Origin of the sequence: Pseudomonas sp. B19125, from assembly GCF_044218855.1 — a bacterium.
Taxonomy (GTDB): Bacteria; Pseudomonadota; Gammaproteobacteria; order Pseudomonadales; family Pseudomonadaceae; genus Aquipseudomonas; species Aquipseudomonas edaphica.
On the sequence record NZ_CP162589.1, the window covers coordinates 3,902,076 to 3,917,382 of the forward strand.

Sequence of the window (15,307 nt, forward strand, 5' to 3'; positions counted from 1 at the left end):
GGCGAAATATAGGGTTACGACTGAATCGGTGGAAGCAGGGAATCAAACCGAAGCGGCTGTTACGTAAGGGAAATGCCTCGTTAGTTCCCACGTCGAGGCGCTATTCCCACACGCACAACGGCAGCCCACTATGAACAGTGTTTCCAATCAGATCATCGCACGCCCTTCATCTGCTCCAACGTTGCCGCTACTGCCGCCGCTTTCAAGGCCAAAACGTGACACCGCGTCCCCGCAGGAAGAGCAGGCTGCCACACGGGCCAATGGAGACAGCGAACTGGCCATGCAATACGCGATCGCCCTGAACCTGGCTGGCCGTCGCACTCATGTTGAAGACTTCGATCACATTGCTCCCCACTCCACCTTTGGCCAATGGTGGAGGCACTTGCATGATGCCTTCCAATTGCCCGATGTTCAGCAGTGGATCAAGGCCTTGGGGGTTGATACCACCTCGATAAAAATCGATCCAAAATCAGGTCAGATTTCCTTTTACCGTGAGCGCTTTCTTGACCCGCTAAGCACATTACACACGCTGGGCCAGGACGACAGCCAGTGGGCTGCCCTGAGCGGGCCTATCCTGCGGGCCGCGAGCGTCATAGATGGCGAATTTCCTTTTGCGCCTCCCGTCAATAGCCCGGACGCACCTGTACCCTGGAAGCTCGTCGGTCGATTTTATCAGGAGCCACAGAACCTGACGCTGTCTGGCATGCTCAAGCGAGCGGACGAAATCAGCCACCAGACGGGTAACTTCAAAACCCTCGATCCAGGCCGCTTTGCGGACAAGATCCAGTCGCGCAGCGAAGAAACACTACAGGAACAGAAAGCGGCACTGGGTGATATCCACAACTGGCACCGGGCGGGTGCTGCACTGCAACGCCTGGCGATGGCCCTGGAGGATGGCAGTAAAAAATTCGAGGAACTCCAGCCCGAACTGGGACAGCCGCTGCCACTGTCTGCAGACAGCACCTACCGGCCAACGGGCACTGGCGCCGCCAACGAAACCAGCCTGCTTCAATTTCTGACGGAGCATGGCATTGACGTCCCCACCAACCCCGAGCAACTGGAAAACCTCTCCAGCGCGCTCCTCACGACGCCCCCCAAGGCCGCCCCCCATGGCGACTTGGGCGGCGCGCTGACATGGCCCGAACCACTTGCACGTGACAACCAGACACAACTGAAGACGGGAATTACCGAAGGAAAATTCGGCGACGTCAGATTAAAACCCTTCAAGCATGTCCTGGATTATCTGCTCAACGGCAGATCGATCTCCGCGCAGGAACAGCTGAATCCGCGGCAGTTGATCAGCAGCTTGATAAGTTCAGACAGAGGCACCGCACTGGGCAAGGCAATTGAAGCCACATTCGAGGCTCGCTCAGTCAAAGGCAGTGTCACCGACTGGCTGCTGGCGGCCTTGGGCGTGGGGAAATACGACCAAGCCCACGGTGAAACACGTATTGAGGGCTACCCCCTGGTTTCAGCCCACAACAGCCATAAATCGGCTTCGAGGGTGGTCAAGGAGCTGGAGGAGCATCTGCTTGCCAACGGCCTCGCTTCCAGCGCGCAAACAGCATCCGTGCAGGCCCACCTCATGCTCGCCAGTCGCGCACCGCAGTTTCTGGTCAAGGGTATCCCGCAGGAAGTGACGATGGGTTCGCACAGCTGGGTCAGCTTCACCACGGCGGTAGCGCGCGTGGAAGCGAAAGCGCCAGGCGCGACAGCCAACATGGACTACGCGCAAATCATGCTCGCGGCCAATATTGCACCGATCTCGAACGAGGAACGCCAGATCGAATATGCCGCCCAGAACGAGGCGATCAAAGCCTGGGGCGTTCCCAACGGCATGGGCTATCCGACCACGCAGACAGCCCTGTCCGAGGTGCGTGAGGCGTTCAACCGGCATATCAGCGAAATGAGCGAAGCCGCCTCACTGCCGCTCCTCGAGACGCCGACCACCAAAGCCATTGCGGTCGAGCTTTTGAAAAAAGCATGCCCCGGGATGGACCCAGCGCTGTTTGAGAAAAAGTGCATTACGTCGCAGCCCTCTACCAACGTATACCCCGGCCCCTACTCACTGTTGGACCTGCTCATTGATCGCAGGGCGCTTAGATCCCCACCACCAGATTCCGACAACAGAAAGCCTGCGGTATGGGTTTCATCATCAGACGAAATCAATATCGGCGATCTGCTGCCAATCCTCAAAACCCTGCCGGATCCCATCAAGCAGTTCAATGAGGACTTTCGCACGTTCTCTGACGCCGTCAAAAAGGCCACGTCGGCGCAGTTCAAGGTCATGATTTCGAAATTGCAACTGGAAGACCGGCAAAATCTGGCGTTCGGCGAAATCGTCGTACACAAAGAAATTCGCTACGACCGCATTCAAGGCTCCAGTTATGACAAGCGTGTTGAAACAGGCGTGGTACTGGTGGAGACCCTGCGTACCGTCAACGGTAAACCTCAGACCAGGCAGTACGCAATCAACCGGCTGGAGGGCACTATCACCCCGCAGCCGAGCCTGTTTTATGCATCACTCCCGCCCGCCAGCCTTGCGTCTACCGGCCCACGTTACATAGCAGACCAGATAACGCCCAGGGGTGAGTACCCCGCGGGAATAACAGACGAACGCAAAGGCGCCACGGGTATACCTGATAGCTTTGCCAGTGCCAGAACCCAATACCTGGCCGATGCATTGATTGAGGATATGAAGCTGCCTGAGTTGGGCGCATATTCCAGGGGAACAACGACCTTTCAGACGGAACACAGCACCACCGAAGCCATTCGCGAGGTGCTGCTGGGCTTTATTCCGTTCAGGTCGGCCATTAAAAATTTCAACGAGGGCAAGACTGCCGACGGTGTTCTCGACCTGGCGTTCGACATTTTTGGTTTCGTGGTCGGCGTCGGCTCCGCTGCCAAGGCCGCGAGAGCTTCATTTGTCGGTGCTTCCGTGCTGTCAAAAGCTGCCCTGGGGTTCAAGATTGTCGGGCGGGCAGCAGTGGGCGCGCTCAATCCGTTGGGCGGTATTGATGACCTCGCGCGTAGCGCTATAAGGGGCGTAAAGTTTGTAGCCGGCAAAGCCTATAAAGGTGTCAATTACCTGCGCGGTTCGTACCGCCATGTCAACCTGTTGGAGGTGGCCAAAAGGGCCGATATCGCTGAAGGCGCATTCAGTGCCGCCAACAGCGCTCGCAACACAAAAGCCCTGGCTAAGTTCGATGAGGCAACCCATAAGTGGTACGCCTTGGATCCGCGCACGAAGCAGGCCTACGGCAAGCCGCTGGAGAACTTCGCCCCAGACGTGCCAAAACCGGGCGACTCGAATAGTTTGCGAGCAATCTCCAGTGACGACGCAATCCAGAACATCAGCAAGCAACACGGCCTGGCAGCAACCGGGACAATCCAGGTGGGCCAAGAAACAGTCGAGCGCCAGGCGGTGATGTTTCTGGGTAATTGGCATGAATACGATGCATTGAAGCAACGCGCCATGGGCCTGCCCTTGAGAGACTTTAAACCTAACCGCGTTGCTGCCAATGGAGAAGTACGCTCACTGGATGATCTGCACAGTTATGAAGCCCGCTACATCGCCGCAGACGAGTTATCGACCACGGGGTTGCAGAACAACGTGTTGGTGGGCCGCAGTAAACGCGAATATGTGAAGGTTGATGGCAGGCTCTTTGAGTCCCAAGTCAAAGACGGCCGGCGCGTCATCCGCCATCCGAACGGCACGAGCCCCGATATACCCGTCAAGGATCTTGGCCTTACAGGGTGGGCACCTTTATCCCGATCCGAACGTTTGCTGGCCGGCGCAGGTGGCACACCGACGCCTTTCAGGCTGGGAGATGGAACCTACGTAGTGCCGATGGACGATATTAAACGCGTGGAAACCTCAGGCAATCCATTCAGGATTACTTACAAAAACGTCGATCAGGAAGTTGCGTTCGACAGCACGGCCGGCGCATGGAGAGGCACCCACGAGCAAGGCCAGCAGTATTACTGGCGAACTACCAAAGGCCACTGGCAACGGGGAACACTTGAAGCGTCCAAAAAGGCTAAAAAAGCCAGCGCCCATCACTATAACTTTGTGGATATTTCGTCGATTCCCAGAATCCCCAAACAACTGGCTCCCGTGCCCAAAACGTTGAACTATTTCTGGGCGGGCCAGGAGATTCCCACCCTCTTGGTCGACAACATGACAAAAAACGCCACCCGAGCTTCAGGCTATAAAACAGTCCTGCACGTGGACGCCGACAGCCCCGCTGTGTTCAAACAAATAGAAAGCAAGCTGAAGGAGAAAATTCCCGGCGTGACGGTGCTCAATCTTAATGAAGATGCCGCATTCAAGCAGTTGAAGACCGGCGAAATGTACAACTACTTCCGACAAGGGCAAGGGAAGAATCTGGCGGCAGCTTCGGATGTAGCCCGCTACCCGATAATGAATAAACACGGTGGTTTTTACCTGGACACCGATGATCTTATCCAAAGCAACGTCGGGGCCGTCGATGTAGCAGCAGGCGCCGACGATGTGCTGCTCGGCGCAGCAATGACGAATTACGTAACCAATTACAAAACGTTCTATAACACCAGTAACTTTGCTACTCGACCCGGCAACCCTGTACTTGGAGAGATGATCAAGGAGATGAACAAGCGGTTTGCGGCTAACAAATCCTATTTTGCGAACAATCGACCGACCGTCAGTCGCGGTCCCGATGGCAACGTTCAATTCACCCAGGAATTCAAAGAGTATGAGGAAAAAATTTTTAATACCGTAGGCCCGGATATGTTTAATGACACGCTTAAAACCAAAAGACCCGATATGTACGACTTAGGTTTCGATGGCCTCGCTAGAGAAGCAAAGTGGGACGGTGTCAAACTCGTGCCGCACGGTCCAGTCGTCAGCATTGAAAACACAGTGAGTGAGGCCTATGCGCGTCAGGGCATGGTGGTGCCGATAACAGAGCCCTTACAGATCAAGAGGGCCAAGGAGCATTACTTTCCGCTTCGCTACAAATTCAACGTGAAAATTGGGGCTGACCATTCCTGGATCAATACCTGATCGAAACCCGTTGATCCAGCCTGCACCGAGTTGCTGGGCCGTCGTTCATGACCTGAGCACTCAGCCAAAGCTGGCGTGGTATGAACGACGAGCCAAGGCGAACGCTCAATCCTGACTTTCGGTGTTGCCTACATCCGCTGCATCATCGAGGTCGTTGAGCGGTACTTCTGCATCATCCATCAATGAACCTGGGTCTTCATTGCCCGGGTCATTGAGTTCTTCATCGTCATCGAGTTCCTGGGACATGACCTTCTCCTCTAACCACCTTGGGTGTCGATATCGGCATCGGTTTCAGGCTTGGGCTCGCGCGTGGGCTTGAAGTCTGGACTGTAGTCGTTTTCCCGGGCTTTGGGGTCGCTGGCAGGTTTCGGGTCTTTTGGCGCATCGGCAGCGGTGCCGGGCGCCGGCTCGCCGCCATCGATGGCCGGGTCGTTACGGTTGCCGGTTTGGGGGTCCTTGCTGGTGTTCATAGGTCACCTCTTGAGTAAAACGCAGCCTGCGTAGAGTTAAGGGTGTGCGCAGCACCACGAAGTTCAAATTGCTTAAGAGACCGGGTTATCCACCTGGATATAAAACGCGTAGGCACCCAGCAGCACCCAGAACACCATAAACAGCCACGGTGCACGCATGGAGAACAGCAGCGACTTGCGATAGCCCTTGTGTGACGATTCGGTCTCGCAGAACAGCGGCGAATCATCGTAGGCCATGCCCATCACCGGCTCACTGCGCAGCAGCTCGCTCTGCTTGTAGTGCCAGTGGTCGATAATTTCGTAGGCGGCGCGAATACCTGGCCAGGCATTCAATGAGCTAAGAATGCCGAGGAAGGCCAGAAACGCGGGCACAACCAAGGTAAAAAACTTGCCCCACTCCGGGTTCAGGTTACCCATGCCGGAGACAAAGGCGATCACCAGGAACGACTGTGCCGAGAGATAGGCGTCGGTACGGTTGGCCAGAATGGTGGTTTCGTACTGGATCTCGCGGCGATAGAAATCGAGGCGGTCTTTGGGTGAGCCGAAAATCTTGGCATTGTGCTCGTTGTGATCGTCCAGGGCGGCTGCCGGTGTGTTGGGAGAGATGATTCTGGGCACGGCGGTGCTCCACAAGGTGACGAGCCTTGTTAGAAGAATCGGGGCTGGATGAAGTTCAAGTTTGTTCATGCACCAATTTGGCGCATTCGCTGCACCCTTGTAGTGAGCGGCGTTTAGTGGCACCACGCTTTTGTGGCGAGCGAGCTTGCTCGCGTTGGGCTGCGTAGCGGCCCCAATAAAAGCGGGAGCGCTGCGCACTCCAGCGCGAGCAAGCTCGCTCGCCACAAAAGCTCGCTCGCCACAGGGGAATAACTGCCTTGAACACCGTTCCGGCACAAGCATTGCTTAATGCATTCATCTGCCCGGATACAGGAGCATTCGTTACCCCCCGACCCAGAGCCGACCCCATAAGAAAGTAAGGACCAGGCCCGTTGGCACCCTCAGCCACAGGCTCATAAAAATATGCGTTTTTTTAAGCGGCAGTGCCACCCAAGGCAACCCTGGGCACTGACAAGGTACTGGAATGGCTCGATCTTTCTTTGATGAAATGAATGACGCAAACGGCGCCTGCCGTGCGCACTATCAGGACTTCTCCCGCTGGCTGGCCAATACGCCGCCGGAACTGTTGGCCCAACGGCGTCGCGAAGCCGATTTGCTCTTCCACCGCGCCGGGATCACCTTCACCCTCTACGGCGACGAACAAGACACCGAGCGCTTGATCCCCTTCGATATCATCCCGCGCAGCATCCCCGCCAGTGAATGGGCCATGATCGAACGCGGCTGCATCCAGCGCGTCAATGCGTTGAACATGTTCCTTGCCGATATCTATCACGACCAGCGCATCATCAAGGCCGGGATCATCCCGGCGGACCAGGTGCTGGGCAACGAGGGTTATCAAAAGGCGATGGTCGGGCTGGACCTGCACCGTGACATCTACTCACATATTTCCGGCGTGGACCTAGTACGCGACGGCGACGGCACCTACTACGTGCTTGAAGACAACCTGCGCACCCCCAGCGGCGTGAGCTACATGCTCGAAGACCGCAAGATGATGATGCGCCTGTTCCCGGAAGTGTTCGCCAAGCAGCGCATCGCGCCGGTGGACCACTACCCCAACCTGCTGCTCAAGACCCTGAAAAGCTCGAGCCGGCTCGACAACCCCAATGTGGTGGTGCTGACGCCGGGGCGTTTTAACAGCGCGTTCTTCGAGCATGCGTTCCTGGCCCGGGAAATGGGCGTGGAGCTGGTGGAAGGCGCCGATCTGTTCGTGCACGACCTGAAAGTGTTCATGCGCACCACCGACGGTCCTAAACCAGTGGACGTGATCTACCGGCGTATCGACGACGCATTCCTTGACCCCCATGCCTTCAACCCGGACTCCATGCTTGGCGTGCCCGGCCTGGTCGCCGCTTACTGCGCCGGCAATGTGGTGCTGGCCAACGCCATCGGCACCGGCGTGGCCGATGACAAGTCCATCTATCCTTACGTGCCGGAAATGATCCGCTTCTATCTGGACGAAGAGCCGGTGCTGCAAAACGTACCGACCTTCCAGTGCCGCAAACCGGATGAACTGTCCCATGTGCTGGCGCATTTGCCGGAACTGGTGGTCAAGGAAACCCAAGGCTCCGGCGGCTACGGCATGCTGGTTGGCCCGGCTTCAACGGCTGCCGAAATCGAGGACTTCCGCCAACGCATCAAGGCGCGCCCTCACGCCTACATCGCCCAGCCGACGCTGAGCCTGTCCACCTGCCCCACCTTCGTCGAAAACGGCATCGCGCCACGGCACATCGACCTGCGCCCGTTTGTGCTCTCGGGCAAGGAAACCCGACTGGTGCCTGGCGGGCTGACCCGTGTAGCGTTGAAGGAAGGCTCGTTGATCGTCAACTCGTCGCAAGGCGGCGGAACCAAGGACACCTGGGTGGTGGAGGGCTGAGTATGTTGAGTAGAACCGCCGCAGATCTGTACTGGATGTCCCGTTACCTGGAACGTGCCGAGAACCTGGCGCGCATGCTGGAAGTCAGTTATTCGCTGTCGTTGATGCCCCAGGCCGGGCGCAGTGACGGGCTGGATGAGTTGGCCATGTCGCTGCTCAGCAGCGGCACACTGGACAGCTACCTCGAACGTCATAAACAACTGGACGCCGAACGCATGCTGCACTTCTTCGCCCTCGACGAAGAAAACCCGGCCAGCATCTACAACTGTCTGCGCGCCGCCCGTGGCAATGCCCACGCCGTACGCGGGCGCATTACCGCCGACATGTGGGAAAACCTCAACGCCACCTGGCTGGAAATGCGCAGCATCGCCGCCGGCGGCCTGGCGCGCCATGGCATCAGCCACTTTTGTGACTGGGTCAAACAGCGCTCGCACCTGTTTCGCGGGGCCACCTCCGGCACCATCATGCGCAATGACGCCTACCGGTTTATTCGCCTGGGCACCTTTGTCGAGCGTGCGGACAACACGTTGCGTCTGCTGGACGCGCGTTATGAAATGTTCGGCGAAGAATCCGAAGAGGTCAGCGACCTTTCGGCACGCGGCTATTACCAGTGGAGCGCCCTGCTCCGTGCGTTGTCGTCATTTGAGGCTTACACCGAGCTGTACCCGAATGCGCTGAATGCGCGCTCGGTCTCGGAGTTGCTGCTGTTGCGCAGTGATGTACCGCGCTCACTGCACGCGTGCATCGAGGAGTTGAGCCATATCCTCGCCGACCTGCCCGGCAGTTACGGGCGCGAGGCTCAACGCCTGGCGGCCGAGTTCGAAGCGCGGCTGCGTTATACCGGCATCGATGAAATCCTGGAGGACGGCTTGCACAGCCGGCTCACGGACTTTATTGACACGGTGCGCGAACTGGCGCGGGCGATTCACAGCTCGTACCTGGAAGTGGTGTGAGTGCATTCGGGTTACTTATCTGTCAATTCGGGTGATTGACCCTGCTTGAGTGCCGCTCTTATGTTGGGCAGGTGAACGACCTTCCCAACATAAGAACAGGTACAGCCCATGTCCGAACTCCACCTGAACCCCGCCGCCGCCCACACCCTGCAACGCTGGCACGCCATGCTGGCCGCACGCGACCTCAACGCCCTGCCCGAACTGCTCGCACCTGACGCGGTGTTCCGCTCGCCCATGGCCCACACGCCCTACCCCGGCGCGCCGGTGGTGTCGATGATCCTCAACACGGTGATCAAGGTGTTCGAAGACTTCGCCTATCACCGTGAACTGGCGAGTGCCGATGGGCTTAACGTGGTGCTGGAGTTCAGCGCGCGCGTGGGTGAAAAACAGCTCAAGGGTATCGATATGATTCGCTTCAATGAACAGGGGCAGATCGTCGAGTTTGAAGTGATGGTGCGCCCCCTGAGCGGGTTGCAAGCGCTAGGTGAAGAAATGGGCCGCCGGCTGGCGCCGTACCTGGCCAAGGCCAAATCCTGATGACGATCGTTCCCACGCTCCGCGTGGGAATGCCTCTTGTGACGCTCTGCGTCACGTCTTGGGACGCGGAGCGTCCTGGGCTGCATTCCCAAGCAGAGCGTGGGAATGATCAGTCCGGGTGGTTATTGGTTTTTGACTAATACCGGCTCGGCGCGGTACTGGTCGGGAAACAATTTTTTGAGCTGCGCCACCTTGGGCAAATCATTGATCACGATGTACGGGTAAGACGGGTTCTCGGTCAGAAAATCCTGGTGATAGGACTCCGCCGGGTAGAACGTCTTGCCCATCTCGACCTTGGTCACGATCGGCTTGTCGAACGCTTTGGCGGCGTCCAACTGGGCGATATAGGCCTGTGCGACTTTTTGCTGTTCGGCATTTTGCGCAAAGATTTCCGAACGGTACTGGGTGCCGCTGTCCGGACCCTGGCGGTTCAGTTCAGTGGGGTTGTGGGCCACCGAGAAGTAGATCTGCAACAGCTTGCCGTAGCTGACTTTGCTCGGGTCGTAAGTCACCGACACCGATTCGGCGTGGCCGGTATCGCCGTCGCTGACCGACTCGTACTGGGCCGTGTTTGCAGCGCCGCCGTCATAGCCGGAAACGGCGTTTTTCACGCCTTGCACATGCTGGAACACGCCTTGGACACCCCAGAAGCAACCCCCGGCGAACACCGCGGTTTGCAGGTTGCCGGGCTCGGCCGGCAGGTCCATGGCCGGCGGCGCGATCATCACAGCCTCTTCGCCGCCACCGAAGGAGAACGCCGAGCTTTGGCCGACGAAAGCGGCGAAGGCCAGTGCGGGTAAAATCTTGAGAAGCTTCATAGAACTCACTCCAGTACGCGGTCAAGTGTGGGAGCTGGCTTGCCTGCGATGGCACCGCCAGATCCAACATCATCGTCGGCAGGTACACCGCTATCGCAGCGATGCGGCGACCCGACAAGCCAGCTCCCACATGGATCAGGTTTTCACTTCAACCGAAAGTGAAGGCATACGCCGACACATGCGGGTCGAGAAATTCGATGCTGAAGGTGCGGTCCTGCACGGCGCCGCTCTGACGCACCAGTTGGTAAAGGCGCTGCTCGGTCACCGTACCGCTGCCATCCGGCGCCACATCGGTGCCATGAGCATCGCCTGGCGCCTGGCCATCAATCGTCACCTTGAAGCGCACCGGCTTGCCATCGGCGCCAGGCCCCAGCACCAGGTGCAGGTCACGGGCATGAAAGCGGTAAACCACACGCCCGCCGGCCTGGTCGAGGGTGGCTTGCTGACCGCCGACATTCCATGGGCCTTCCAGGGTCCAGTTGTTCAGGGCCAGGTGGCCGGCCGCCGGGTAATTCACCACTTTGTCGGTGCCCAACGCGCCGGTGGTGACGAAGTTTTCCGCACGCTGGAAGCCCAGGTAGGTTTCCGGCGATTGCACCTCGTTCATGTCCGGCGCTTGCTGCACACCCTTGGCATCGGCCTCGATCAAACCACCGGCGACGTTGGTCGAGCCGGCCTCACGCAACAGTTGCTGAATCACCCGCTCCGACTCGGCGTAGTCGCCTTCACCGAAGTGGTGATAACGAATCTGGCCCTTGGCATCGGCAAAGTAATGCGCCGGCCAGTATTGGTTGTTGAAGGCGCGCCAAATCTTGTAGTTGTTGTCGATCGCCACCGGGTAGGTGATGCCCAGGTCTTTCATGGCCTTGGTGACGTTGTTCACGTCGCGTTCAAAGGCAAACTCCGGGGCGTGTACGCCGATCACTACCAAGCCCTGGTCTTTGTATTTCTCGGCCCAGGCTTTGACGTAAGGCAAGGTGCGCAGGCAGTTGATGCAGGAGTAGGTCCAGAAATCCACCAGCACCACTTTGCCCTTGAGTGCTTCGGCGGTCAGCGGCGGGCTGTTGAGCCATTGCACCGCGCCCTCCAGCGGCGGCAGCGTGCCTTCGATAGGCAGTGTGTCGCTGTGGTTGGCCGCCGCCATCATGGCGCCACCGGCCATCATCGCCCCGCTCTTCTGTGCAGGTTTGGCGCTCAGTGTGTCGACCAGGCTTTGTTCAAGGCCACCGGTAGAGGCGGTCGACAAGCGCGACAACACGCCCGTGTCCAGGCCCAAGGCGATGGCGGCCACACCGGCCAGCATCAGCGCACCCAGGCCACGGCGCAGCCATTCGCCGGCGCCCAGGGATTTTTTCATCAAGCCAAAGACTTTACCGCCGACCAGCAAGGCCAAGGCCAGGGAGGTGGCAGCCCCGGCGGCGTAGGCCAGCAAGAGCAAGGTAGTGCCGATGCTGGCCCCTTGCAGCGCGGCGCCGGTCAGCAGCAGCCCCAGGATTGGCCCGGCGCAAGGCGCCCAGAGCAAACCGGTGGCCACGCCGATCAGGAACGACGCGCCCGGACGCGGTTTGGCATCGGCCCCGGCGGCCTCCGACAAACGACTGCCGGCGGCCACCAATGGCCGCGTCAGTCGCTCCGAGAGTTTCGGCAGCAACAGCGTGAGCCCGAACAGGGCAACGCACAGCAACGCGAGCCAACGCCCGTATTGATTGACTTGCACCACCCAGCCGCCGCCCACCGCCGCCAGTGAGGCCACCAGGGCGAACGTCACCGCCATCCCCGCTAACAGCGGCAAGCCACTGCGCATAAACGGCTGCCCGGTGCGAGCGAAGACAAAAGGCAGAACAGGCAGGATGCACGGGCTGACAATTGTCAGCACGCCGCCCAGATACGCGAGAACCAGCAGCCACATGGAATCGACCCTTATACGAATTAAAAATGGACATCGGCTTAAGCCGCCGTGAACGTCATGGCGACGCCATTCATGCAGTAGCGCAGGCCTGTGGGCGCCGGGCCATCGTCAAAAACGTGCCCTTGGTGGCCACCGCAACGGCGACAATGAATTTCCTTGCGTACCACGCCATACGAGGTGTCGACGTGGCTGGCGACCGCGTTGTCCAGCGGCTGCCAGAAGCTTGGCCAGCCGGTGTGGCTGTCAAACTTGGTGGTCGAGGAGAACAGCGGCAATGCGCAACCGGCACAGGCAAAGGTGCCAGCACGGTGTTCATCATTGAGTGTGCTGCTGTAAGGGCGTTCGGTGCCCTCCTCGCGCAGCACGTCAAATTGCTCAGCCGTCAGCAGGCTGCGCCACTGGGCTTCGGTGTGGTTGACCTCAAAGGCCTCGGCCGCTTCGACTTCGGTGACCATGCTGAGCTGTTTCAGCAGGCCACCGGCCAGGACGGCGACACCCAGGCCACCACCGGCCAGCAGCATTTGTCGACGTGAGTACATACGATTCTCCTCAACCCATAGGCATTCATGGCGAGCGTGCTTGTTGTGGCGAGCGGGCTTGCCCCGCGTTGGAGTGCGCAGCGCTCCCGCTTTTTTGGGGCCGCTACGCAGCCCAACGCGGGGCAAGCCCGCTCGCCACATAAAACCCATCCGCAGCAACAATGTCGCCATCCTGAGCCTTGGGCGGTCGCGAAATCCTCACGCAGAGTTAAACAATTCGTGATAACTACACTGTGGCAAAAGCCGCACAATGCGCGGACTACAAGCGAAGGTTTTCTTATATGGATCAGCCCAAACGCGTCCTGGTGGTCGAGGACGATGCCCATATTGCCGACTTGATCTGCCTGCACCTGCGCGACGAGCAGTTCGAGGTGGTGCACAGCGCCGATGGCACCGAGGGCCTGGGCCTGCTCGAACAAGGTGGCTGGGATGCACTGATCCTCGACCTGATGCTGCCCGGCGTCGACGGCCTGGAGATCTGCCGCCGTGCCCGTGCCATGGCGCGCTACACACCGATCATCATCACCAGCGCGCGTTCCAGCGAACTGCACCGCATCCTTGGCTTGGAGCTGGGCGCTGACGACTATTTGGCCAAGCCGTTCTCGATGCCGGAGTTGGTGGCGCGGGTCAAGGCACTGTTGCGCCGGGTGGACGCGATGGCGCGCAACCTGAAGATGGACGCCGGCAGCCTTGAGCTGGGCGCGTTGTTCATCAACCCGCTGACCCGTGACGCCACCCTGCAAGGCCAGCGCCTGGACCTCACGCCGCGCGAATTTGACCTGCTGTACTTCTTTGCCCGTCAGCCGGGTAAAGTCTTCTCGCGCATGGACCTGCTCAACGCCGTGTGGGGCTACAGCCACGAGGGCTACGAGCACACCGTGAACACCCATATCAACCGGCTGCGCGCCAAGGTCGAGGTCGACCCGGCCAACCCGGCGCGCATCCTCACGGTGTGGGGCCGTGGCTACAAATTCGCCGAGAGCGCCGCATGAAGTTGACCCTGACCCAACGCCTGTCGGTGGTGTTTGCCGTGTTGCTGGTGATCTGCAGCGGCACGTCGGCCTGGCTGCAGGTGCGTTCCAACCACATGCATGAACTGGAAGTGGTGCAAGGCCTGTCCCGCGACCTGGCGGCGCACATTGCCCGCGATACCCAACTGATGGACGCCGACGGCCTCAAGCCCGATGCCGTGCGCAACCTGTTCAACCAACTGATGCTGGTTAACCCGAGTGTCGAGGTGTACTTGCTCGATATTGACGGCCGTGTGGTGGGTAACGCCGCACCCAGCGGGCATTTGCTGCGTGACCATGTGGACCTCGCGCCGGTCCGACGTTTTCTCAGCGGTGCCATGCTGCCGATCCTTGGCGATGACCCGCGCAGCGTCGACGGGCGCAAAGTATTCAGTGCTGCGCCGCTCAAGGCCAACGGCCAGCAAACCGGCTTTCTGTATGTGGTGCTGCTGGGCGAAGCCCATGATGTGTACGACGCCAAGGACGCCACCGGCATGGCCTTGAAGATCGCCCTGTGGTCCATCGGCCTGGTCGCCCTGCTCTGCCTGATGGCGGGCCTGATCGCCTTTGCCTGGATTACCCGGCCACTGCGCCAACTGACCGACAAGGTCGGCCAGTTCGACATTAACGGCGCGCCGAAAGCCGCCGAAACGGCTGTTCCCGAACTCAACAGCGGCGATGAAATCGCCGTGCTCGACCACGCCTTCGTGCAGATGGAAAACCGTTTGGGCGAGCAATGGCGCGCCATCACCCATCAAGACCAGGAACGTCGGGAGATGGTCGCCAATATTTCCCACGACCTGCGCACGCCATTGGCGTCGTTGCATGGCTACCTGGAAACCCTGTCGCTCAAGGATGCGAGCCTGAGCCCCGAAGAACGCCGGCGCTATCTGGGCATTGCGCTGGACCAGAGCCGTAAAGTCGGCGGCCTGGCCCAGTCTCTGCTGGAACTGGTGCGCCTGGAGCACGGTTTTGTGCAGCCGGTGATAGAAGGCTTCTCGCTGCCGGACCTGGTGCAAGATATCTTTCAGAAATTCGAACTGACCGCTGAAGCCCGCGCCATCACCCTCATCGCCACCCTGCCGCCCCAGGTGCCGACGGTGATGGCCGACCTGGGCCTGATCGAACGGGTGCTCACCAACCTGCTGGACAACGCGTTGCGCCATACGCCGGTGAATGGAGAAGTCGAGGTGATCCTGGCGCCCGAGGCCGGTGCCGTAGCAGTCATGGTCAGCGACAGCGGCCCCGGAATCGATGCCCAATTGCGCGAAGGCTTGTTCCTGCGCGCCTTCACCATCGGCGGCGCGCGCCGCGATGGCGGCCTGGGCTTGCGCATCGTGCACCGCATTCTGCAACTGCATGGGCGCAGTATCGAACTGGTGGAGCGCCCAGGGCACGGCGCGACGTTCAGGTTCTCCCTGGAAACCCGAGCCTCAACGCGTTGACTTGCGACTAGGCTGGCATGGCGGCCTGTGCCGCCATACCTTTTTTGCACTGCCTGCGCCCTTTGCGAACCAGCCCCTACACTTTTGCTCA

12 protein-coding genes are annotated in these 15,307 nt (G+C 59.5%); 6 read left to right on the plus strand and 6 right to left on the minus strand.

Annotation, left to right across the window (positions count from 1 at the left end; translation table 11 throughout):
• Positions 1-130: 130 nt before the first annotated feature.
• Complete coding sequence (locus tag AB4P96_RS17635) at positions 131-5,044, plus strand: glycosyltransferase (RefSeq protein WP_395599871.1); 4,914 nt, start codon at positions 131-133, stop codon at positions 5,042-5,044.
• A 105-nt stretch (positions 5,045-5,149) separates the two neighbouring features.
• Here the strand turns inward: AB4P96_RS17635 and AB4P96_RS17640 are convergent, their stop codons facing one another.
• The 3 genes from AB4P96_RS17640 to AB4P96_RS17650 form a co-directional block, all read right to left on the minus strand.
• Positions 5,150-5,290 (minus strand): hypothetical protein, encoded by a 141-nt coding sequence (locus AB4P96_RS17640; RefSeq protein ID WP_017135523.1) that lies wholly within the window; start codon positions 5,288-5,290, stop codon positions 5,150-5,152.
• A gap of 11 nt (positions 5,291-5,301) precedes the next feature.
• On the minus strand, positions 5,302-5,514 hold the full coding sequence (locus tag AB4P96_RS17645) for a hypothetical protein (RefSeq protein WP_170038331.1): 213 nt from the start codon (positions 5,512-5,514) through the stop codon (positions 5,302-5,304).
• 72 nt (positions 5,515-5,586) lie between these two features.
• The gene (locus AB4P96_RS17650) at positions 5,587-6,132 is read right to left on the minus strand and encodes a hypothetical protein (RefSeq protein WP_026013566.1); all 546 of its coding nucleotides are present in this window, start codon (positions 6,130-6,132) and stop codon (positions 5,587-5,589) included.
• Positions 6,133-6,595: 463 nt separating this feature from the next.
• Between AB4P96_RS17650 and AB4P96_RS17655 the strand changes: the two genes are divergently transcribed.
• The 3 genes from AB4P96_RS17655 (at position 6,596) to AB4P96_RS17665 (ending at position 9,495) form a co-directional block, all read left to right on the plus strand.
• Positions 6,596-8,005, plus strand: a complete 1,410-nt coding sequence (locus AB4P96_RS17655) for a circularly permuted type 2 ATP-grasp protein (RefSeq protein ID WP_017135520.1) — start codon at positions 6,596-6,598, stop codon at positions 8,003-8,005.
• A gap of 2 nt (positions 8,006-8,007) precedes the next feature.
• Complete coding sequence (locus AB4P96_RS17660) at positions 8,008-8,958, plus strand: alpha-E domain-containing protein (RefSeq protein ID WP_017135519.1); 951 nt, start codon at positions 8,008-8,010, stop codon at positions 8,956-8,958.
• A 108-nt stretch (positions 8,959-9,066) separates the two neighbouring features.
• On the plus strand, positions 9,067-9,495 hold the full coding sequence (locus AB4P96_RS17665; RefSeq protein ID WP_017135518.1) for a nuclear transport factor 2 family protein: 429 nt from the start codon (positions 9,067-9,069) through the stop codon (positions 9,493-9,495).
• A gap of 122 nt (positions 9,496-9,617) precedes the next feature.
• Here the strand turns inward: AB4P96_RS17665 and msrA are convergent, their stop codons facing one another.
• The 3 genes from msrA to msrB form a co-directional block, all read right to left on the minus strand.
• Positions 9,618-10,313, minus strand: coding sequence for a peptide-methionine (S)-S-oxide reductase MsrA (msrA, locus tag AB4P96_RS17670; protein WP_176992261.1), 696 nt, complete (start codon positions 10,311-10,313; stop codon positions 9,618-9,620).
• Positions 10,314-10,461: 148 nt separating this feature from the next.
• Complete coding sequence (locus AB4P96_RS17675) at positions 10,462-12,222, minus strand: cytochrome c biogenesis protein DipZ (RefSeq protein WP_395599872.1); 1,761 nt, start codon at positions 12,220-12,222, stop codon at positions 10,462-10,464.
• 38 nt (positions 12,223-12,260) lie between these two features.
• Entirely contained in the window at positions 12,261-12,761 is a 501-nt protein-coding gene (msrB, locus tag AB4P96_RS17680; RefSeq protein ID WP_099549853.1) for a peptide-methionine (R)-S-oxide reductase MsrB, read from the minus strand.
• Positions 12,762-13,042: 281 nt separating this feature from the next.
• Here msrB and AB4P96_RS17685 point away from each other — a divergent pair, with 281 nt between their 5' ends.
• On the plus strand, positions 13,043-13,753 hold the full coding sequence (locus AB4P96_RS17685; protein ID WP_017135515.1) for a response regulator transcription factor: 711 nt from the start codon (positions 13,043-13,045) through the stop codon (positions 13,751-13,753).
• Positions 13,750-15,216: a HAMP domain-containing sensor histidine kinase gene (locus AB4P96_RS17690; RefSeq protein ID WP_017135514.1), complete on the plus strand. Its 1,467-nt coding sequence runs from the start codon at positions 13,750-13,752 to the stop codon at positions 15,214-15,216. The genes AB4P96_RS17685 and AB4P96_RS17690 overlap by 4 nt, the downstream gene beginning before the upstream one ends.
• The last annotated feature ends 91 nt before the right edge of the window (positions 15,217-15,307 follow it).

What these genes read in the sequence shown, in the direction of transcription:
- AB4P96_RS17635 (WP_395599871.1), top strand. Translation starts at nt 131, where the DNA reads ATGAACAGTGTTTCCAATCAGATCATCGCACGCCCTTCATCTGCTCCA.
- AB4P96_RS17640 (WP_017135523.1), bottom strand. Translation starts at nt 5,290, where the DNA reads ATGTCCCAGGAACTCGATGACGATGAAGAACTCAATGACCCGGGCAAT.
- AB4P96_RS17645 (WP_170038331.1), bottom strand. Translation starts at nt 5,514, where the DNA reads ATGAACACCAGCAAGGACCCCCAAACCGGCAACCGTAACGACCCGGCC.
- AB4P96_RS17655 (WP_017135520.1), top strand. Translation starts at nt 6,596, where the DNA reads ATGGCTCGATCTTTCTTTGATGAAATGAATGACGCAAACGGCGCCTGC.
- AB4P96_RS17660 (WP_017135519.1), top strand. Translation starts at nt 8,008, where the DNA reads ATGTTGAGTAGAACCGCCGCAGATCTGTACTGGATGTCCCGTTACCTG.
- AB4P96_RS17665 (WP_017135518.1), top strand. Translation starts at nt 9,067, where the DNA reads ATGTCCGAACTCCACCTGAACCCCGCCGCCGCCCACACCCTGCAACGC.
- msrA (WP_176992261.1), bottom strand. Translation starts at nt 10,313, where the DNA reads ATGAAGCTTCTCAAGATTTTACCCGCACTGGCCTTCGCCGCTTTCGTC.
- AB4P96_RS17675 (WP_395599872.1), bottom strand. Translation starts at nt 12,222, where the DNA reads ATGTGGCTGCTGGTTCTCGCGTATCTGGGCGGCGTGCTGACAATTGTC.
- msrB (WP_099549853.1), bottom strand. Translation starts at nt 12,761, where the DNA reads ATGTACTCACGTCGACAAATGCTGCTGGCCGGTGGTGGCCTGGGTGTC.
- AB4P96_RS17685 (WP_017135515.1), top strand. Translation starts at nt 13,043, where the DNA reads ATGGATCAGCCCAAACGCGTCCTGGTGGTCGAGGACGATGCCCATATT.
- AB4P96_RS17690 (WP_017135514.1), top strand. Translation starts at nt 13,750, where the DNA reads ATGAAGTTGACCCTGACCCAACGCCTGTCGGTGGTGTTTGCCGTGTTG.